Genomic DNA, 20113 nt, shown 5'->3' with positions numbered 1-20113 from the left:
AGCGTGATCGGGATTGCATCAGGCCTTGAGCCGCGCTTCCAGCAGCGGCTTGCCCTTCACCAGCCGGTCGATCGCGACCAGGGTTTCCAGCAGGTCGCCGATTTCCGACAGCGGCAGCGAATTCGGGCCATCGCACAGCGCCTCGTCCGGCTTCGGATGGGTTTCCATGAACACGCCGGTGACCCCGGCAGCCACGGCGGCGCGGGCCAGCACTGGAATCATCGGACGCATGCCGCCGGACGCCGTGCCCTGCCCGCCCGGCAGCTGCACGGTATGGGTGGCATCGAACACCACCGGTGCGAACTTGCGCATGATCGCCAGCCCGCGCATGTCGGCGACCAGGTTGTTGTAGCCGAAGCTGAAGCCGCGCTCGCAGAGCATGAACGGCCTCTGCTCGACATGGCCGGCCGGAACCACGTCGGTCATCTTGTCGATGACATTGCCCATTTCCCAGGGCGACATGAACTGGCCTTTCTTGACGTTGATCGGCCGGCCGCTCATCGCCCACTTCTGCATGAAGTTGGTCTGCCGGCACAGGAAGGCCGGCGTCTGGATCACGTCGATCACTGCCGCCACTTCGGTCACCGGCGTGTCCTCGTGGACATCGGTCAGCACCGGCACGCCAACCTTGGCCTTGACCGTCTCCATGATCTTCAGGCCCTCCTCCAGGCCCGGGCCGCGATAGCTGCGGCCGGAGGAGCGATTGGCTTTGTCGAACGAGCCCTTGAACACGTACAGGATGCCGAGGCGATCGGCGATCGCCTTGATGTGGGACGCGACTTCCAGCGCCAGATCGAGCGATTCCAGCGTGTCCGGGCCGGCGATCAGGAACAGCGGTTGGTCGATGCCGATGTCGCGTCCGCAGAGTTTCATCCGTTCACCTTGTTGGGTTCGGGGGCCTGGTGGGCCAGATGCTGCTCGCGCGCCGCGCGGACGAAGCCCTCGAACAGCGGATGGCCGTCACGCGGCGTGGAGGTGAACTCGGGGTGGAACTGGCAGCCGATGAACCACGGGTGATCCGGCAGTTCGAGGATCTCGACCAGTTCGCCGTCTTCCGAGGTGCCGGCGATCTTCATGCCGCTGCCCTGCAGCAGGTCGCGGTAATTGTTGTTGAACTCGTAGCGGTGGCGGTGGCGCTCGCCGATCAGCTCGGAGTTGTACAACGCCCGCGACTTCGATCCGGCGATCAGCCGGCAGGTCTGGATGCCGAGGCGCATGGTGCCGCCGAGGTTGGAGTTCTCGCTGCGCGTCTCGATGCGGCCGGTGGCGTCCTTCCACTCGGTGACCAGCGCGATCACCGGATGCGGCGAGGTCGGCGCAAATTCGGTGGAATGGGCCCCGTCGAGGCCGCAGACATTGCGGGCGTATTCGATGGCCGCCACCTGCATGCCGAGACAGATGCCGAGATACGGAATGCGGTTCTCGCGGGCATGGCGCGCCGCTTCGATCTTGCCTTCGATGCCGCGTTCGCCGAAGCCTCCAGGCACCAGGATCGCGTCGGCCCCCTGCAGCACGGACAGGCCCTGGCTTTCGACGGTTTCCGATTCGATGAAGCGGATCTTGACCCGGGTGCCGGTATGCAGGCCCGCGTGATACAGCGCCTCGTTCAGCGACTTGTAGGCATCGGCCAGGTCGACGTACTTGCCGACCATCGCCACCTGCACTTCGACATCCTGTTCGGCGCGCGCCTCGACCACGCGCTCCCAGGCGCTGAGATCGGCCGGGCGGCACTGCAGGCCGAAATGCTCGACGACCAGATCGTCGAAGCCCTGCTGGTGCAGCCAGCCCGGGATCTTGTAGATGTCGTCGAGGTCGACCGCCGAAATCACGTTGCGGTACGGCACGTTGGTGAACAGCGCGATCTTGCGCTTCTCGCCATCCGGAATCGGCTTCTCGGAGCGGCACAGCAGCACGTCGGCCTGGATGCCGATCGAGCGCAGTTCCTTGACCGAGTGCTGCGTCGGCTTGGTCTTCAGCTCACCTGAGGACTTCACGTACGGCAGCAGAGTCAGATGGACGAACATCGAGAGCTTGTGGCCGAGTTCGGCGCCCATCTGGCGGATCGCCTCCAGGAACGGCAGCGACTCGATGTCGCCGACCGTGCCGCCGATCTCCACGAGGCAGATGTCGGCGCCGCGGGCACCATCGCGGATGCGGTTCTGGATCTCGTCGGTGATGTGCGGAATCACCTGCACGGTGCGGCCGAGGTAGTCGCCGCGGCGCTCCTTCTCCAGCACGTGGCGGTAGATCTGGCCGGTGGTGACGTTCGACAGGCGGCTGGTCTTGCCGCGCAGGAAACGCTCGTAGTGGCCGAGGTCGAGGTCGGTTTCGGCGCCGTCCTGGGTGACGAACACTTCGCCGTGCTGGAACGGGCTCATGGTGCCGGCGTCGACGTTGATGTACGGGTCGAGCTTGATCATCGACACCGTCAGGCCACGCGACTCGAGAATCGCGCCGAGGCTGGCCGCCGCGATGCCCTTGCCGAGCGACGACACCACGCCGCCAGTGACGAAAATGAAACGGGTCTGACCCGCCGCGAGGGCTGGGGCCTGGGAAACGTCGGGCATGGGCGAAAGCGGGGCGCGAAAGAAGCGCGGATTTTACGGGCAATCGGGGGCGAGCGGAGCGGCCGTCAGCGCAATGCATGGCGGCAAACCCACCAGATCGGGATGCCAGTGCCCGCGCCAGCCGCTCGCCGCCAGGAACGCCTGCCAGCCTTCGGTCGCACCGATACCGGCAATGCAGCGGGCCTCGTCGCCCACTTCCAGCACCGGCAGCCGGGTCCGCACCCAGCGCGGCAGGCCCTGCGCCTGAAACAGATTCCGGCAGGTCTTGCGGTGGTGCTGGCCGGCCAGCCGGATCGCTTCGCCCGGCTCCAGGCTGCGGATGCGGATCGGCTGCGGCGGCGGCGCGCCGAGCAGACGGCCGCAACCGGGCGGCAGTACCGGCAGCGCATTCGCCTGCCAGATCCCCCAGGTGCCGCGCGGCGGCGGCGCTGCCAGCGGCGCCATCGCAAACAGCCGGTCGCGATGGCGCCGCAGTTCGCAGCCGGGCCAGTGGATCAGCGGCTCGGCGTCGGCCGCGACCGCCAGCAGTTCGCGGTCGATGCGATCAAGCGTGACCGCGAACGGCGCACGGAACTGCTGGCGCGTCAGCCACCAGCGGATCAGGTTGTGGCGGCGGGCCGCTGACAGCGCCAGCAGCGCACTGACCGACAAGGCCGCGCCGGCGGCGGCGCCGGCATGGTCACCGGCTGCCAGTTCGTCCAGCAGCCCAGCGGTTTCGCCCGCCAGCCGCGCCGTCCGCACCAGGCTGTCATCGGTCTGCGGAAAGCGCGCCCGCAGGCCCGGCAGCAGCGCCTGACGCAGCCAGCTGCGCGCGTAGCGCGGGTCTTCGTTGTGCGGGTCGTCGATCCACTGCAGCGCGTGTTGCCGTGCGTACGCCTGCAGCGCGGCGCGCGGCTGGTCGAGCAGCGGCCGCCACAGCAGGCCCGGCGAGAAGTCGCTGAGCGGCCGCATCGCCGCCAGCCCGTGCACGCCGACGCCGCGGATCAGCCGCAGCAGCACGGTTTCCACCTGGTCGTCCCGGTGGTGGGCGGTGACCAGCAGGTCGCCCGGCCGCATCTCGCCGCGCAGCAGCGCGTAGCGCGCTTCACGGGCGGCCGCTTCCGGGCCGGCGGCGGCGCGCTCGGCGATTGCGGCACGGCGGACGATCAGCGGCACTGACAGCGCGGCGCAGCCGGCGGCGGCGGCAGCAGCCCAGCCATCGGCGGCGGCCTGCAGGCCATGGTGGACATGCACCGCGATCAGGCCTCGTGTCCGCCGCGCCGCCAGCGCGTGCAACAGCACCGTCGAATCGAGCCCGCCGCTATAGGCCAACAGCACCCGCGCGCCGGCCGGCAGCGCCGGCAGCGGCGGAATCAGGGCGGGCGACGGGACGGACGGTGGAGCAGACATGACGCCAGTGTAGGCAGCGCGGCGCGGCCACGAAAAAGCCCGCCGAAGCGGGCTTTTCGACAGCAACCGTGACGCCGCGAAATGCTCAGGCGGCGGCGGAGTTCGACACCGGCAGCTCGCCCGGTTCCTCGAAGGTACCGTAGGTCATCAGGCGACCGTAGCGGTCCGACAGCAGCTTGGTCATCGGCACCCGGCACAGGCGCTCGACGTGGTGGACGATGCGCTCCTTCAGCGTCGCCATCATCAGCGCCGGATCGCGATGGGCACCGCCGTGCGGCTCCGGCACGATCTCGTCGATCAGCTTGAACTCCAGCAGATCCTTGGAGGTGACGCGCATCGCTTCGGCCGCTTCCTTGGCGCGCTCGGCCTTCTTGAACAGGATCGAGGCGCAGCCTTCCGGCGAGATCACCGAGTAGATGCCGTACTGCAGCATCATCACGTGATCGGCCACGCCAATGGCCAGCGCACCGCCGGAGCCGCCTTCGCCGGTCACCGTCGAGACGATCGGCGCGCGCAGCTTGGACAGTTCGAACAGGTTGCGAGCGATTGCTTCCGACTGGTTGCGCTCTTCGGCACCAATGCCCGGATAGGCACCCGGCGTGTCGATGAAGGTGACGATCGGCAGGTTGAACTTCTCGGCCAGTTTCATGACCCGCAGCGCCTTGCGGTAGCCCTCGGGGCGCGGCATGCCAAAGTTGCGGTAGACGCGTTCCTTGGCATCGCGACCTTTCTGCTCGCCGATGACCACCACCGCGCGCCCTTCCAGCCGGGCGACGCCGCAGACCATCGCCGGATCATCGGCGTAATGGCGGTCGCCGTGCAGCTCTTCCCATTCGGTGAAGACGCCGTGCACGTAATCGAGCGCGTACGGCCGCTGCGGATGGCGGGCCAGCTGGGCAATCTGCCAGGGCGTGAGGTTGGCGAAGATCGACTTGGTCGCCTCGCCGATCTTGGACTCGAGACGGGAGATCTCGTCGGTCAGGTTGAGTTCTGAGCCGCCGGTCATGAAACGCAGCTCTTCGATCTTCTTCTGGAGGTCGGCAATCGGCTGCTCGAAATCCAGGTACGTCAAGTTATTCGCCATCGTCGTATTCTGCCCTAGACCTCTGATTGGATGAAACCGGTGCCACCCAGCGCCGATATTCGACCCTGACGCTGTCCGGACCCAGCAGGCGCTTGAATTCGGCTTCGGCCGCCGTGTCGTACTTCAGACGCCAGCTGCTTCCCCAGTCGAGCACCGCTCGCGCCACGCCGTTCCAGTATTCCACTGCAACGGTCGCGCCATTCGGACTGCGGAAAGGCGTCAGCCGCTGCGCCAGCGCCGGAACCGCCACCGATGGCTTGCGCCAGTTGAGGGTAACGCGCTCGGTGCGCTCGCGCATCAGGCTGTCCAGATCGTAGAAGCTGCGCGCCTGCAGGCGGTACTCCAGCTCCCGGCCCTCGCGCTGCGAGGCGCTGATCGAGCCGGTCGCGAACACCAGCGTGTCCGGCTTGAGCAGGGTCTGGAAGCGCTGCCAGTCCTGGAAATCCAGCCAGCAGACCAGCTGCGCGGTACGGTCGTCGAGGATCAGGATCTTGCCCGGCCGGTCGCCCATGATGGTGCGGATGTCGGTCAGCCAGCCGGCCAGCATCACCTGCTTGCGTCCGCCCCGGCGGCGCGGCGGTGCTGGCGCACCATCCTCGTCGTCGCCACCACCACCCGCGCTGCCAGCGTATTCCGGCGGTACCGCATTCTCGTCGATCAGCGTCTTGATGGTGCCGCTGCAGACCTGGTCGATGATCGACTTGAAGGCGGTCACCGGATGGCCGGACAGATACAGGCCCAGCACCTTTTTCTCGATCGCCAGCCGCTCGTTGGCTTCCCAGTCCGGCTCGATCTCGGCGGCGACGCTCGGCGCGCTGGCCACTTCGCCGGCGCTGCCCAGGCCGAACAGGTCGGCGATGCCGGCACCGGCGCTGGCGGCGGTCTGCTCGGCCAGCTGCAGCGCCTTCGGCAGCGTCTTCATCAGGCTTGGGCGATTTAGCTGGAAAGCGTCCATCGCCCCGGCGCCGATCAGCGCTTCGAGCACCCGCCGGTTGGCCTTCTTGGTGTCGATGCGGCGGCAGAAATCGAAAAGGTCAGCGTAGCGGCCGTTGCTGCGGCGCTCCTGGATGATCCCTTCGATGGCGCCCTCGCCGGCGCCTTTCACGGCGCCGAGGCCGTAGAGGATTTCGCCCTTGAGGTTCACCGTGAAGCGGTATTCCGATGAGTTCACGTCCGGCGGCAGCACGGTCAGCTTCATGCGCCGGCATTCTTCGAGCATCACCACCACGGTGTCGGTGTGGCTCATTTCCGCCGACATCACCGCCGCCATGAACTGGGCCGGGTAATGGGCTTTCAGCCAGGCCGTCTGGTACGACACCAGCGCGTAGGCGGCGGCATGCGACTTGTTGAAGCCGTAGCCGGCGAACTTCTCCATCAGGTCGAACACCGAAGACGCGGTGGCCTGGTCGATGCCGCGCGCCTGGGCGCCGCTCTCGAACTTGCCGCGCTCCTTGGCCATCTCCTCGGGCTTCTTCTTGCCCATCGCGCGACGCAGCAGGTCGGCGCCGCCCAGCGTGTAGCCGGCCAGCACCTGCGCCATCTGCATCACCTGTTCCTGGTAGACGAAGTTGCCGTAGGTGGGCTTCAGCACGCCTTCCATGTCCGGGTGCAGGTAGCTGACTGGCTCGAGCCCGTGCTTGCGCCGGCAGTACTGCGGAATCAGGTCCATCGGCCCCGGCCGGTACAGCGAGATCAGCGCGATGATGTCCTCGAAGCAGTCGGGCTTCAGGTCCACCGAGGCGCGCTGCATGCCCTGCGATTCCATCTGGAACACCGCCGTGGTCTGCCCTTCCGCGTACAGCCGGTAGGCCTCCTTGTCGTCCAGCGGCAGCTTCAGCACGTCGAGATTCATCGACGGATAGCGGGCGTTGATCTGCTGCACCGCTGATTCGATGATGGTCAGGGTGCGCAGGCCCAGGAAGTCGAACTTGACCAAGCCGATGGTCTCGCAGTCCTTCATGTCGAACTGCGTGCGCAGACCGGCGCCGCCGGCTTCGCAAAACAGCGGCGAGTACTCGGTCAGCGGCTTCGGCGCGATCACCACGCCACCGGCGTGGATGCCGACGCCGCGGGTCAGGTCTTCCAGCGCCATGCCGAGGTCGATGATCTCGCGCAGTTCCTCCTCGGCGTCATACGCGGCCTTCAGTTCCGGCACCTCGACCAGCGCGTGCTCCAGCGACGAGCGACCGGCTTTCTCGGCGTCCGCCTTGAACGCCGGCGCGCCGGGAATCAGCTTGGCAATCCGGTCGCCCATGCCGTAGGGATGGCCCATCACCCGGGTCACGTCGCGCACCACCGCGCGGGCCGCCATCGAGCCGTAGGTGATGATCTGGCTGACCCGCTCGCGGCCGTATTTCTCGGCGACGTAGGCGATCACCCGGTCTCGGCCTTCGATGCAGAAATCGACGTCGAAGTCCGGCAGCGACACGCGCTCCGGATTCAGGAAGCGCTCGAACAGCAGGTTATACGGCAGCGGATCGAGATCGGTGATGCCGATCGCGTAGGCCACCAGACTGCCGGCACCGGAACCGCGCCCGGGGCCGACCGGCACGCCGTTGCCCTTGCCCCAGCGGATGAAGTCGGCCACCACCAGGAAGTAGCCGCCGAAGCCCATGCGCTCGATGATCGCCAGCTCGTAATCGAGGCGCTTCTGGTAATCCTCGACCGGCTGGCTGGCGCCCTGCGTCTCGAAGCGGCGCTTGAGCCCGGCCTCGGCCTCGTGGCGCAGATGCTCGGTGACGGTGACGCCTTCCGGCACCGGGTAATCGGGCAGATGGTTCTCGCCGAACTTCAGGCTCAAGGTGCAACGGCGGGCGATCTGCAGGCTGTTCTCGATCGCTTCCGGCAGATCGGCAAACAGCGCGGCCATTTCCTCGGCCGACTTCAGGTACTGCTCCGGCGTGTAGTCGCGCGGCCGGCGCTCGTCGTTGATGACACGGCCCTGGTTGATGCAGACACGCGCCTCGTGGGCGTCGTAGTCGCCGCGCTCCAGAAAGCGCACATCGTTGCTGGCGACCACCGGCAGGTTCGCGCTGCGTGCGAAATCGACCGCCGCGATCAGGTGATCCTCGTCGTTGCGGCGACCGCAACGGGTGATTTCCAGGTACAGGCGATCCGGGAAATGCGTGGCCCACCAGCTGGTGACGGCGCGGGCATGATCGAGCCGGCCCGCCAGCAGCGCCTTGCCGATCTCGCTGTCGCGGCCGCCGAGCGCGATCAGGCCGTCGCTGGCCTCGGCCAGCCAGCTGCGCTGGATGCGCGGTCGGCCACGAGACTGTCCTTCGCTGTAGGCGCGCGATACCAGCCGGGTCAGGTTGCGGTAGCCAGTCTGGTTCTGCACCAGCAGGGTCACGCTTTCGGCGGCCTCGGAATCGCCGAATTCCTGCAGCGAGACATCGGCACCGATGATCGGCTTGACGCCGGCGCCCTCGGCCAGCTTGTAGAACTTCACCATCGCGAACAGGTTGTCCTGATCGGTGACGGCGACGGCTGGCAGGCCGAGCTTGGCGGCGAAGCCGGTCAGGGTCTGCACATTGGCGCCCGCGCTCTTGCGCGCCGGCGGCTCGACGCGAATCAGGCTGTCGACCAGCGAGAATTCGGTGTGCAGATGAAGGTGGACGAACATCAGGCCGGAGGCGGTGAACGAGCGCGGGAACGCGCCGTCCGCGAATTCTACCGAGCGCACTTCGCCGCTTCGGCACAGGGCGCAAAGCTCATCCGGTGGATGCGGCTAGCCCCTTGTTCGCGCAAGGCTTTCAGGTGCACCGGGGTGCCGTAGCCCTTGTGCTGCGCCAGACCGTAACCGGGGAACTGCGCGTCGAGCCGGTCCAGCTCGGCATCGCGCGCGACCTTGGCGATGATCGCCGCCGCCATGATCGCGGCTTCCGATCGGTCACCGCCAACGACCATGCGAACCGGGACCGGCAGCGCAGGCCGCTGACTGCCGTCGACCAGACACAGCGCCGGCACGGTCTTCAGGGCTTCGACGGCCCGTCGCATGGCCAGAAACGTGGCCTGCAGGATGTTGATCGCGTCGATTTCCTCCGGCGTAGCGATGCCGATCGCCCAATCCAGTGCCACCGCCTTGATCGCCGGCACCAGCCGCTCGCGCTGGCGCGCGCTCAGCGCCTTGGAATCCTTCAGGCCGATCAGGCCATGACCATCCGGCAATACCACGGCTGCCGCATAGACCGGCCCGGCCAGGCAACCGCGGCCGACTTCGTCGATGCCAGCGATGTTCATCGGGCCGCGATCAGCTCGGCGATGGCGGCTGCGGACGCCTGCGCGGCATTGCGGCGCAGCTCGCTGCGCACCGCCGCGAACTGCGCCCGCTGCCGCCCGGCAGCGGCCGGGTCGGCCAGCAGCTGCGCCAGCGCTTCGGCCATCGCCGCCGGCTGCAGGCGCCGCTGCAGGAACTCGGGCACCACCGCGTCGGCGCTCAGCAGGTTCGGCAGACTGACGTAGCGCACCTTGAGCATGCCGAGCGTGTCGAGCAGGAAGGCGGTGAACGCCGACATCCGGTAGCCGACCACCATCGGCCGATCGAGCAGCAGGCATTCCAAGGTGGCGGTGCCGGAGGCCAGCAACACCGCGTCGGCGGCGCGCATCGCTTCGCGGGAATGACCGTCGACCAGGGTCCAGTCCAGGCCCGGCGCGTGCTCGGCGATCGCCTGCGCCATCGCCGGCCGCAGGCTTGGCTTGGCGATCGGCGTGACGAGCTTGAGCCCCGGCAGGCGCGCGGCCAGCTGCGCGGCGGTCTGCGCGAACGGCACCGCCAGCTGCTTCAGCTCGCCGCCGCGACTGCCGGGCAGCACGGCCAGACAGGGGCCATCGACCGGCAGGCCCAGCGCGCGGCGGGCCTCGACCTGGGGCGGCGGATCGGCCAGCTCCTCGGCCAGCGGATGGCCAACGTACTCGGCGCGCACGCCGTGGCCGGCGTAGAACTTCGGCTCGAACGGGAACAGGCACAGCACCAGATCGGCGGAACGCGCGATGGTCTTCACCCGCCCCTGCCGCCAGGCCCAGACCGTCGGGCTGACCAGATGCACAGCTTTGAGGCCGCAGTTGCGCAACCGCCGTTCGAGGCCGAGATTGAAGTCCGGCGCATCGATGCCGATCACCACGTCCGGCCGCTCGGCCGACAGCTGCGCGACCAGCTCGGCGCGCAGCCGGAACAGATCCGGGAGCTTCGGCAGCACTTCGGCGATGCCCATCACCGACAGGCGATCGATGCTGGCGATGGTGTCGCAGCCGGCCTCGCGCATCCGGGGCCCGGTCACGCCGCTGAAGCGGGCGTCGGGGAACCGGGCGCGCAGCGCGGGAATCAGCGCGCCGCCGAGCAGGTCGCCAGAGGCTTCGCCCGCGATCAGCGCGATGTGCATGGACGGCTCGCTGCCGGCCCGTGGTTCAGCGGACGATCGACCGCGTCGAGCTTTCGATGAACGCCAGCAGACGCGCGCAATGCGGCGATTCCACCGCCATCTCGGCCAGCTTCAGCTTGACGTCAGCCATCAGCAGCTCCGACATGTAGATCAGCTTGTAGGCGTCCTTCACTGCGCCGATTTCATCGTTCGAGAAGCCGCGCCGCTTGAGGCCCTCGCTGTTGATGCCGCGCGCCTTGGCCGGCTGGCCTTCGATCATCATGAACGGCGGCACGTCCTTGAGGATGACGCTGCCGCCGCCGGTGAAGGCATGGCCGCCGATGCGGCAGTACTGGTGGATCAGCGTGTAGCCGCCGAGGCCGGTCCAGTCCTCGATGGTGACGTGGCCTGCCAGGGTCGTGCCGTTGGCCAGGATGTTGTCGCTGCCGACGATGCAGTCGTGGGCGATGTGGACGTTGGCCATGATCCAGTTGCGGTCGCCGACCTTGGTCAGGCCATCGGCCGTCTTCAGCGTGCCGCGCTGGATGGTCACGTACTCGCGGATCGTGTTGCCGTCGCCGATCTCCACGCGCGTGGCATCGTCGACCTTCGCGGTCTTGTCCTGGCTGATCTCGCCGAGGCTTGCGAACTGGAAGATGGTGTTGTCGCGGCCGATCCGCATCGGCCCCTTCAGCACCACGTGCGGGCCGACGCTCGTGCCCTCGCCGATCTCCACACCCGGCCCGATGATCGAGTACGGACCGACCGAAACCGTCGGGTGCAGACGGGCGGCCGCGTCGACGATCGCCGTTGGATGGATCAGGGCGGTACTCATCGCAGCGCTCAGGCGGCGCCCGCGTCCGCCGGCGCGCCGCGCGAAGCGTCCTTCAGCACGCACATCAGGGTCGCTTCGCAAGCCAGTTCGCCGTCGACCAGCGCCCGCGCCTTGAAGCGCCGCAGGTTGCGCTTGACCTTGTCGAGGCTGACCTCGAAACGCAGCTGGTCGCCCGGTTCGACGATGCGCTTGAAGCGGGCGTCTTCGATGCCGGCGAAGTAGAAGATCATCCCCGAATCCGGCTTGATGCCGGTCTCGATCGCCGTCAGCAGGCCGCAGGCCTGGGCCAGCGCTTCGATGATCAGCACGCCCGGCATGGTCGGCACGGTCGGGAAATGACCGAGGAAGAACGGCTCGTTGTAGGTGACGTTCTTGATCGCCACCAGCGACTTGCCCGGATCGTGCTCGATGATCTTGTCGACCAGCAGGAAGGGCTGGCGGTGCGGCAGCATCGCCATGATGTCGCGAATGTCAAAAATCGCCTTGCTCACCGTTCTCATCTCCCGTTGACGGAGTCATGTCCAGCAGTTTTTCGATCGCGGCCAGACGTTCGTCAAGCTTCGGCAAGCGCCGGATCCGCGCCACTTCCCGGCGCCACTCCCGCGCCGGTTGCGCCGGCTGCCCCGAGCCATACACGCCCGGTGCCGTCAGCGACTTGGTGACCATGGCCAGTCCGAGGACCACCACGTTGTCGACGATTTCCAGGTGGCCGCCGATACCGGCCGCGCCACCGATCATGCAGTTGCGGCCGATGGTGGTGGACCCGGCGATACCAACGCAGGCAGCAATCGCCGTGCCGGCGCCGATCCGGCAGTTGTGGGCGATCTGGATCTGGTTGTCGAGCTTGACGCCGTCCTCGATCACCGTGTCATCAAGCGCACCACGGTCGATCGTCGTGTTGGCGCCGATCTCGACGTCGTCACCGATCACCACCCGACCCAGTTGCGGCACTTCGATCCAGCCGGCCCGGGTGCGCGCCAGCCCGAAGCCGCGGCCGCCGATCACCGCGCCGGGCAGCAGCCTTGCGCGGGCGCCGAGCCGGCAATCCGGGCCGATGTAGACCTGCGCTTCCAGCCGGGCGCCATCGCCGATGACCGCCCCGCGGCGAACGATGCAGTTCGGACCGATGTAGCTGCCGGCGCCGATCTCGACATCGGCTTCGATCACCGCGCCGGGCCCCACGCCGCAGCCTTCGCCGAGGCGCGCCGAGGGGTCGATCGTCGCGCTCGGGTGGAAGACCGCCGGAAATTCTTCGGCGCGATCGAAATCGCGGGCGACGGCGGCGAAGGCCACCGCCGGATCGGCCGCGACCAGGCGATTGCCGCCGAAACTGTCTGCATCCCGCGCGGTGACGATCACCGCGCTGGCCTGCGTCACCGCCAGCTGGGGGCGAAGCTTGGGATCGGCACAGAAACCGAGGCGTCCCGGCTGGCCGGGGGCCAGCGCGCAGACGCCGTCGATCAGCGTTGCCGGATCGCCACGGAGTTCAAGCCCGTGGCGCTCGGCCAGCACGCCCAGCGCAATGGCCGCAGTGGCTGCGGGCATCGGTCTGGCAGCGCGCGGCCTTACTTGCCGGCGGTGCCGCCGAGCTTCTTGACCACGTCGTCGGTGATGTCGAGCGCGGTGGTCGAATACACCGGGTCGGCGACGACCATGTCGACACCCTTTTCCTTGGCCACGGCGACCACAGCATCACGGACCTTGCCGACGACGTCGTTGGTAAGTTCGCGCTGACGGGTCTGGGCATCTTCCTGGAACTTGCGGCCGGCCTGCGTCAGGTCGACCTGGCGGGCGGCCAGATCCTTTTCGGTCTTGGCCTGGGCGTCCGGGCTGATGGTGACGCGGTCGCGCTTGAACTTCTCGACGTCGGATTCGAACTGCTTCGACTGCGCTTCCAGATCCGACTTCCGCTTCGAGAACTCGGCGGTCATCTTGGAATCGGCCTGCTTGTACTGCGGCGACGCGCGCACGGCGTCGTCGAAGCGGATGGCGGCAACCTTCGATTGCGCCTGGGCCACCGTCGGCGCGGCAAACAGCGCCAGCGTGGCGCAGGTGGCAATGGCGGCAAGGATGCGGGACTGAATCATGTTGATCTCTCGTTGGGTTTCACAGGGTGCTGCAAGAAAAGGCGGTGGCGCGCGGGCGCGCTCAGAAGCCGGTGCCGAAGTTGATCTGGAAGGCGTCGGTGAAATCGCCGACCTGATCGTTCAGCGGGAAAGCGTAGCTCAGGCTCAGCAGGCCGAGGATCGGCGTGAAGAAGCTGAAGCTCAGGCCGTAGGCCTGGCGCAGGCTCGAGACCCGGAAATCGCCGGGCTTGGCGTAGACGTTGCCCACGTCGAAGAACACGCTGGCGCGGGTGGTCTTGTTGTCGCTGACCACCGGGATCGGCAGCACCAGATCGTTCTGCGCCGTAGCGCGCAGGCGGCCGCCGAACGGGTTGTTGTTCGGGAAGTCGCGCGGCCCGAGCGAGCCGTCGCGATAGCCGCGCACGGTGTTGGCGCCGCCGGCGAAATACAGCTCGTACGGCGGCACGTCGTTCTTCTTGCCGTAGCCGTCAACATAGCCGACCGTGGCGCTGTGCCGGGTGAAGAACTTGAACGGCAGCTGGATGTACTGCTCGTGCGAGACGCTGGCGTTGTAGAACGTCAGGTCGCTGAGCGGAATGTTGACGTCGAGATTGAAGCGCGTCAGCGCGCCGGCCGTGGCGAAGAAGGTGCGGTTGCGGGTATCGCGGGCGATACCGGTGCGCAGCTCGAACTCGGTGAACGAGGTGCCGTTGCGGATCACGAAATCGAGGATTTCGTTGCTCGATGCGCCGGGGAAAGTCTTCACCGCCGTCTGGCTGACACCACCGCCCAGACGCAGCGAGGTGAATTCCGACAGCGGGATGCCGTAGGTGAGATCGCCACCGACGACATTGGTGTCGAAGCCCGACGAGAAGCGGATCACCGACTGCGACTTGCGGAAGAACGCCGACACCGTCTGGCTGATGCCGTCCTGCGTGAAGTACGGATCGGTCAGGCTCACGGACACCGAGCGGTTGAAGCTGCTGGTGTCGGCCGACAGCTGCACGCGGTTGCCGGTGCCGAGGAAGTTGGTGTTGGTGATGCTGGCGTTGATCAGGAAGCCCTGGGCGCCGGAGAAGCCGACGCCGAACTGGATCGAACCGGGCGCGCGCTCCTTGACCTTGAACTCGATGTCGACGAGATCGTCGGAGCCCGGGACCGGCTTGGTCTCGACCTCCGCTTCCTCGATGAACGGCAGACGGGCCAGACGCACGCGGGAACGCTCGACGGCAGTCTTCGAGAAAGGCGCGGCTTCCAGCTGGCGCATCTCGCGGCGCAACGTCTCGTCGTTGGTGCCGGTATGGCCCTGGAAGTTGATGCGCCGGATGTAGGCGCGCTTGCCGGGCTCGATGAAGTAGTTCAGCGCCACTTCGCGCTTGGGCTCGTCGACTTCCGGCAGCGGCGTGACCTTGGCGAACGCATAGCCGATGTCCGACAGCGCGCCTTCGATGCGGGTGCCGGATTCGGTGGCTTCCTTGCGCGAGAACGTCGAGCCGTCCTTGGTGGACGTCAGCGCATCGAGAAACTTTTCGTTGAGCACGATCTCGCCGGAAAACCGGTGGCTCGAGACCTTGTAGACGGCGCCTTCATCGACCGTCATCGTGATGTAGATGTCCTGCTTGTCCGGCGACAGCGCCACCTGCACCGACGACACGTTGAACTGCAGGTAGCCGCGATCCTGGTAGAACGAGCTGAGCCCTTCGAGGTCGCCGCCCAGCTGCTGCTTGGAGTAGCGGTCGGTCTTCTGGAACGGCATCCAGTTGGTCTTCTCCAGCTTCAGCTGGCTGAGCAGCACATCCTTCGGGAAGGCCTTGTTCCCGATGATGTTGATCTCCTTGATCTTGGTGACCTTGCCCTCGGTGACCTTGATGTTGATGTCGACGCGATTGTTCGGCAGCTCGGTGACCTTTGCCTCGATGGCCACGTCGTAATAGCCGTTGGCGTAGTACTGGCGGCGCAGTTCCTGTTCGACCGAATCGAGCAGCGCCCGCTTGAACAGTTCGCCTTCAGCCAGTCCGGCTTCCTTCAGCGACTTGTTGAGGTCGTCGCCGCCGACCTTCTCGTTGCCTTCCAGCTTGAAAGTGGCGATCGCCGGACGTTCCTGCACCTTGATGACCAGGTCATCGCCATCGCGTGCCAGCTGCACGTCGAGGAACAGGCCAGAGCTGTAGAGGCTGCGAATGGCGGTGCGCGATGCCGATTCGGTCATCTCGTCGCCGACCGACAGCGGGAAATAGGTCAGCACCGTGCCCAGTTCCAGGCGCTGCAGCCCTTCGGCGCGAACCTGCTTGATGACGAACGGCTCGAAAGCCCACGCAGCCGGCGAGGCGACGAGGATCGCGATCAGACTCAGCAGCGCTCCGCGTGCCGTGTAGCGTAGACGTTTCAGAACTCTTCCCCTCGTGAACCCAATGTCGTTGTCAGCCGATCACGCTGGCCACATCGTTGTAAAACGCCAGCCCCATCAGCAGCAGCAACAAGGTCATGCCGACCTGCTGTCCCGCCATCTGCACGCGATCCGACAGCGGCGAACCTTTCACCGCCTCGATCAGGCCGAACAGGATCTGCCCACCGTCAAGCATCGGAATCGGCAGCAGATTGAAGATGCCGATGCTGACACTGACCAACGCCACAAACGTCACGAACGCGACAATTCCGGCGCTGGCCGAGAAGCCCGCCGCTTGCGCGATCTGGATCGGTCCGCTGACGTTCTTGACCGACACTTCCCCGACCACCATCCGGTACAGCAAGCGGAGGGTCAGGGCGGAAACCTGCCAGGTCTGGTTCAGTGCTGCCGAGGCCGCGGCGAGTGGATCCAGCCGCACTTCGGCGCGCAAATCCTGCCACAAATCACCCTGCCCCGCCACGCGCTGCACGGTGAATCCCATGCGTCCGACGACCTTGCTGCCGCTGCCTTCGGAGCCGACGATGGCGGTCAGTTCCTGGCGCTGGCCGGCCCGCTCGATGCCGAACCGGATCGCCTGTCCCGGCCGCGCCGTCACTGCCCGGCGCAGCGCCTGGAACGACGGCACCGGCTCGTCATCGAGGCTCAGGACCTTGTCGCCCGACTGGAAGCCGGCCTGGGCCGCAGCGCTACCGGGCACCACGTCGCCGACCACGGCCGGCAACGGCGGATCGAACGGCGCCAAGCCCAGATCCTCGAACAGCAGTGCCGGGTCGATGCGTACCGCGCTCAGGTCGACGTCAAGGCTGCGGGTCTGGCCATCGGTCGCACGCACAGTGAAGCGGGTCTTGCCGTGGTTCAGCGCCTGCTCGAGCAATTCGCCGCGCAGCACCGACCAGGTCGCGATCGGATGGTCGTCGAGCGCGACGATCTGCTCGCCCGCATGCAGGCCGGCACGCGCCGCCACGGTATTGGCGGGCGGCTCGTCGATCGCCGGCTTCATGCCCGGCACGCCAACCATGTACAGCAGCCAGTAGAAGCTGATCGCCAACAGGAAGTTGAACGCCGGCCCGGCGGCAAACACGCCGATCCGCTTCCAGACCGATTGCCGGTTGAAGGCGCGCGGCAGGTCCTGAGGCGGAATCACGACGTCGCTGTCGCGCTCGTCGAGCAGTTTCACGTAGCCGCCCAGCGGAATCATCGCGACGATGTACTCGACGCCGTCCTTGCCGCGCCGCGACCACAGCGGCCGGCCGAAGCCGATCGAGAATTTCAGGACCTTGATGCCGAACCGCCGAGCGACCCAGAAATGGCCGAACTCGTGGAAGGCCACCAGGACGCCGATGGCAACGATGAAGGAACCGGCGGAATGCAGGGTATCGAGCATGGGTCAGGGTCGCGAAAGGAACGAACGCGCCGCTTCGACCACGGCAGCCTCGATTGGGTTCATGCCCCGCCGCTCGATCACGTTCAGATGCCCGCCAGCAGCAGGCCCAGCGCCAGCACCGGTGCGGCCGCCAGCACGCTGTCGACCCGGTCGAGCACGCCGCCGTGGCCCGGCAGCAGGGTGCCGCTGTCCTTCACACCGCGATGGCGCTTGAACAGGCTTTCGGTGAGGTCGCCGATGATCGACACACCGATCACCAGCGCGCACAGCAGCAGCAGCGGCAGCCAGTCGAACCGGCCGGCGCCGAATACCCATGGCGCCGACAGCGCCGCCACCAGCATCGCGGCGACGAAGCCACCGATCGCGCCTTCGACCGACTTGCCGGGGCTGACCTCGACGGCCAGCTTGCGGCGGCCGAAGCGGCGGCCGGCGAAGTACGCGCCGATGTCGGCCATCCAGACCAGTTCGAACAGGAAGAAGATGCGCCGAGGGCCGTTCGCCGCCCCGTGCAGCAGCGCCAGCCCAAGCAGCGCCGGCACCAGCATCAGCAGGCCGTAGACCGCCATTGTCGCGAGCGCCGGCGGCCGGCGGCGGAAGTTGTCCGGATAGCCGCTGATCAGCCGCAGCGCATGGACCCACCAGGCGGCGCCGAGCACCAGCACGCCGACGGCCCGATCGAGTGTGGCCGCGTACCAGGCCAGCGCCAGGAAGGCGGCCACCAGTGCGAGATAGCCGAAACGGACGGTCGACGTGACCAAGCCCATCAGCGCGGTCCATTCCCAGGCGGCGATCAGGCCGGGGCCGGCGAGGAACACGTACAGCCACGGCGTCGGGAACCAGATGATCGGCCCGAGGATCAGGGGCAGCAGGATCAAGGCGGTGACGACCCGCTGCTTCAGCATGGCATGTCCCTCAGCTGGCTTCCGGCACGCGGCCGTAGCGACGGTCGCGCGAGGCGTACCAGGAAAGTGCAGCAGCGAATGCGGCTTCATCGAAGTCAGGCCACAGCGTGTCGACCAGATGCAGCTCGGTGTACGCCAGCTGCCACATCAGGAAGTTCGACAGCCGCTTCTCGCCGCCGGTGCGGATCAGCAGGTCGGGATGCGGCAGGTCGGCGACCGCCAGCCGCGATTCGATTGCCTGCGGGGTGATCGGCAGGCCGTCCCGGCACAGGCTGCTGGCCGCCTGGGCAACATCCCAGTGACCGCCGTAACCGACCGCGATGACCAGCTGCAGACCGCTGTTGTCGCGGGTCAGCGTCTCGGCGTCGTGCATCAGCGTCCTGAGCTCGGCCGGGAACTCGGCGTGATCGCCAATGAAGCGCATGCGCACGCCACTGCGATGCAGGCTGCCGACCTCGCGCCGCAGCGTGCGCACAAACAGGCTCATCAGCAGCGACACTTCGGTCAGCGGGCGCTGCCAGTTCTCCTGGCTGAACGCGAACAGGGTCAGCGCCTTGACCCCCGCCCGATGCGAGGCCCGCACGATGCGACGCGCCGAGCGCACACCCACCTGGTGACCGTAGGCGCGCGGCCGCAGGCGTTGTTTCGCCCAGCGGCCGTTGCCGTCCATGATGACGGCGACGTGCCCCGGAATCCGCGCATCCGGCAGATTCGGCAGCTTGCAGGTCATCCGACCGCCATCAGCTCTTTTTCTTTCGAGTTCATGGTTTCATCAGCCTTGGCGATGAACTGGTCGGTGAGCTTCTGGATCGCCGCTTCGGCGCCCTTTTCCTCGTCCGCCGTGATGATCTTTTCCTTGGCCAATTCCTTGATCGACTGGTTGGCGTCGCGGCGCACGTTGCGGATCGCCACGCGTGCGTTCTCGGTTTCCGACTTCACCACCTTGACCAGGTCCTTGCGGCGTTCCTCGGTCAGCGGCGGCATGTTGATGCGGATCGTGGTGCCCGCCGTGTTCGGCGTGATGCCTAGGTCGGAACCCAGGATCGCCTTTTCGATGGCGCCGATCATGTTGCGGTCCCAGGGCGCGATCGAAATCGTGCGGGCGTCCTCGACGACCACGCTGGCCACCTGCGACAGCGGCGACTCCGAGCCGTAGTAGTCGACCCGCACATGGTCGAGGATGGCCGTCGAGGCACGGCCGGTGCGGAGCTTGGAAAACGAGGCCTTCAAGCCATCGACGGTCTTCTGCATGCGAGCCGTCGCGTCTTTCTTGATGTCTTCGATCATCGGTTCAGTTCCGGGGAAAACGGTTCAGGTACGGGATACAGCGTGACAGGTCGCAGCGTCGGCAGGCACCCATGACGGGCTGGCGCAGGTCGGGCGATCGGCGCGAAACGGTTCAGACCTTGACCAGCGTGCCCAGCGAATTGTCGCCGGTGACGATGCGCAGCAAGGCTTTCGGCCGGTCCATGTCGTAGACCTTCAGCCGGATCTTGTGGTCGCGGCACAGCACCAGTGCGGTCTGGTCCATGACGCCGAGCCGGCGGTCGAGCGCCTCGTCGTAGGTCAGTTCGGCATAGCGAGTGGCCGTCGGGTCCTTCTTCGGGTCAGCGGTGTAGACGCCATCAACCTTGGTCGCCTTCAGCATCAGGTCGGCGGAGATCTCGATCGCGCGGAGCGCTGCAGCCGAATCGGTGGTGAAGAACGGATTGCCGGTGCCGGCCGCGAACACCAGCACGCGACCCTTTTCGAGGTGGCGGATGGCCTTGCGGCGGATGAAGTCCTCGCAGACCTCGTTGATGCGGATCGCCGACTGCACGCGGGCTTCGAGGCCGACCCGCTCGATAGCGTCCTGGATCGCCAGCGCGTTGATCACGGTCGCCAGCATGCCCATCTGGTCGCCGGTGACGCGGTCCATGCCGGCGCGGGCCAGACCTTCACCACGGAAGATGTTGCCGGCACCGACGACCAGCGCGACCTGGACACCGAGATCGACGATCTCCTTCAGTTCATCGGCCAGAAAACTCATCACCGACGGCGAGATGCCGAAGCCGAGATCGCCCATCAGCGCTTCGCCGGAAAGCTTCAGCAGGATGCGCTTGTAGGCCGGCCGGGCCGG

17 protein-coding genes are annotated in these 20113 nt (G+C 66.9%); all 17 read right to left on the bottom strand.

Annotated elements, in window-relative coordinates; all coding sequences use genetic code 11:
- Window positions 1-18 precede the first annotated feature (18 nt).
- Entirely contained in the window at window positions 19-873 is an 855-nt protein-coding gene (gene kdsA, locus ACTIGJ_RS13670; protein WP_439640880.1) for a 3-deoxy-8-phosphooctulonate synthase, read from the bottom strand.
- Window positions 870-2567, bottom strand: coding sequence for a CTP synthase (locus tag ACTIGJ_RS13665; protein WP_439640879.1), 1698 nt, complete (start codon window positions 2565-2567; stop codon window positions 870-872). The genes kdsA and ACTIGJ_RS13665 overlap by 4 nt, the downstream gene beginning before the upstream one ends.
- Window positions 2568-2600: 33 nt before the next feature.
- A complete protein-coding gene (gene tilS, locus ACTIGJ_RS13660) occupies window positions 2601-3956 on the bottom strand; it encodes a tRNA lysidine(34) synthetase TilS (RefSeq protein ID WP_439640878.1) in 1356 nt (451 codons plus the stop codon).
- An 85-nt stretch (window positions 3957-4041) separates the two neighbouring features.
- Window positions 4042-5040, bottom strand: coding sequence for an acetyl-CoA carboxylase carboxyltransferase subunit alpha (locus ACTIGJ_RS13655; RefSeq protein ID WP_439640877.1), 999 nt, complete (start codon window positions 5038-5040; stop codon window positions 4042-4044).
- Complete coding sequence (dnaE, locus tag ACTIGJ_RS13650; RefSeq protein ID WP_439640876.1) at window positions 5030-8725, bottom strand: DNA polymerase III subunit alpha; 3696 nt, start codon at window positions 8723-8725, stop codon at window positions 5030-5032. The genes ACTIGJ_RS13655 and dnaE overlap by 11 nt, the downstream gene beginning before the upstream one ends.
- Window positions 8713-9282 (bottom strand): ribonuclease HII, encoded by a 570-nt coding sequence (locus ACTIGJ_RS13645; RefSeq protein ID WP_439640875.1) that lies wholly within the window; start codon window positions 9280-9282, stop codon window positions 8713-8715. The genes dnaE and ACTIGJ_RS13645 overlap by 13 nt, the downstream gene beginning before the upstream one ends.
- Complete coding sequence (lpxB, locus tag ACTIGJ_RS13640) at window positions 9279-10421, bottom strand: lipid-A-disaccharide synthase (protein WP_439640874.1); 1143 nt, start codon at window positions 10419-10421, stop codon at window positions 9279-9281. The genes ACTIGJ_RS13645 and lpxB overlap by 4 nt, the downstream gene beginning before the upstream one ends.
- 25 nt (window positions 10422-10446) lie before the next feature.
- A complete protein-coding gene (gene lpxA, locus ACTIGJ_RS13635; RefSeq protein WP_439640873.1) occupies window positions 10447-11235 on the bottom strand; it encodes an acyl-ACP--UDP-N-acetylglucosamine O-acyltransferase in 789 nt (262 codons plus the stop codon).
- A gap of 8 nt (window positions 11236-11243) precedes the next feature.
- Complete coding sequence (gene fabZ / locus ACTIGJ_RS13630; RefSeq protein ID WP_439640872.1) at window positions 11244-11735, bottom strand: 3-hydroxyacyl-ACP dehydratase FabZ; 492 nt, start codon at window positions 11733-11735, stop codon at window positions 11244-11246.
- Window positions 11707-12780, bottom strand: a complete 1074-nt coding sequence (gene lpxD / locus ACTIGJ_RS13625; protein ID WP_439640871.1) for a UDP-3-O-(3-hydroxymyristoyl)glucosamine N-acyltransferase — start codon at window positions 12778-12780, stop codon at window positions 11707-11709. Before lpxD ends, fabZ begins: the two co-directional genes overlap by 29 nt.
- A 20-nt stretch (window positions 12781-12800) precedes the next feature.
- Entirely contained in the window at window positions 12801-13322 is a 522-nt protein-coding gene (locus tag ACTIGJ_RS13620; RefSeq protein ID WP_439640870.1) for an OmpH family outer membrane protein, read from the bottom strand.
- A gap of 61 nt (window positions 13323-13383) precedes the next feature.
- Window positions 13384-15639 carry an outer membrane protein assembly factor BamA gene (gene bamA / locus ACTIGJ_RS13615; RefSeq protein WP_439640953.1) on the bottom strand — a complete coding sequence of 752 codons (2256 nt, stop codon included), beginning with the start codon at window positions 15637-15639 and terminating at the stop codon, window positions 13384-13386.
- Between the two features lie 82 nt (window positions 15640-15721).
- Window positions 15722-17092 carry an RIP metalloprotease RseP gene (rseP, locus tag ACTIGJ_RS13610; RefSeq protein ID WP_439640869.1) on the bottom strand — a complete coding sequence of 457 codons (1371 nt, stop codon included), beginning with the start codon at window positions 17090-17092 and terminating at the stop codon, window positions 15722-15724.
- Window positions 17093-17175: 83 nt separating this feature from the next.
- On the bottom strand, window positions 17176-17994 hold the full coding sequence (locus tag ACTIGJ_RS13605; protein WP_439640868.1) for a phosphatidate cytidylyltransferase: 819 nt from the start codon (window positions 17992-17994) through the stop codon (window positions 17176-17178).
- 10 nt (window positions 17995-18004) lie between these two features.
- The gene (gene uppS / locus ACTIGJ_RS13600) at window positions 18005-18724 is read right to left on the bottom strand and encodes a polyprenyl diphosphate synthase (RefSeq protein ID WP_439640867.1); all 720 of its coding nucleotides are present in this window, start codon (window positions 18722-18724) and stop codon (window positions 18005-18007) included.
- Window positions 18721-19281: a ribosome recycling factor gene (gene frr, locus ACTIGJ_RS13595; protein WP_439640866.1), complete on the bottom strand. Its 561-nt coding sequence runs from the start codon at window positions 19279-19281 to the stop codon at window positions 18721-18723. Before frr ends, uppS begins: the two co-directional genes overlap by 4 nt.
- A 112-nt stretch (window positions 19282-19393) precedes the next feature.
- Window positions 19394-20059, bottom strand: a complete 666-nt coding sequence (pyrH, locus tag ACTIGJ_RS13590) for a UMP kinase (protein ID WP_439640952.1) — start codon at window positions 20057-20059, stop codon at window positions 19394-19396.
- Between the last annotated feature and the right edge of the window lie 54 nt (window positions 20060-20113).

Source organism: Nevskia sp., from assembly GCF_051860985.1.
In the GTDB taxonomy this organism is placed as follows: domain Bacteria; phylum Pseudomonadota; class Gammaproteobacteria; order Nevskiales; family Nevskiaceae; genus Nevskia.
The sequence above is the reverse complement of the archived record's forward strand: the minus strand, read 5'-3'. Positions and strand labels throughout refer to the sequence as shown.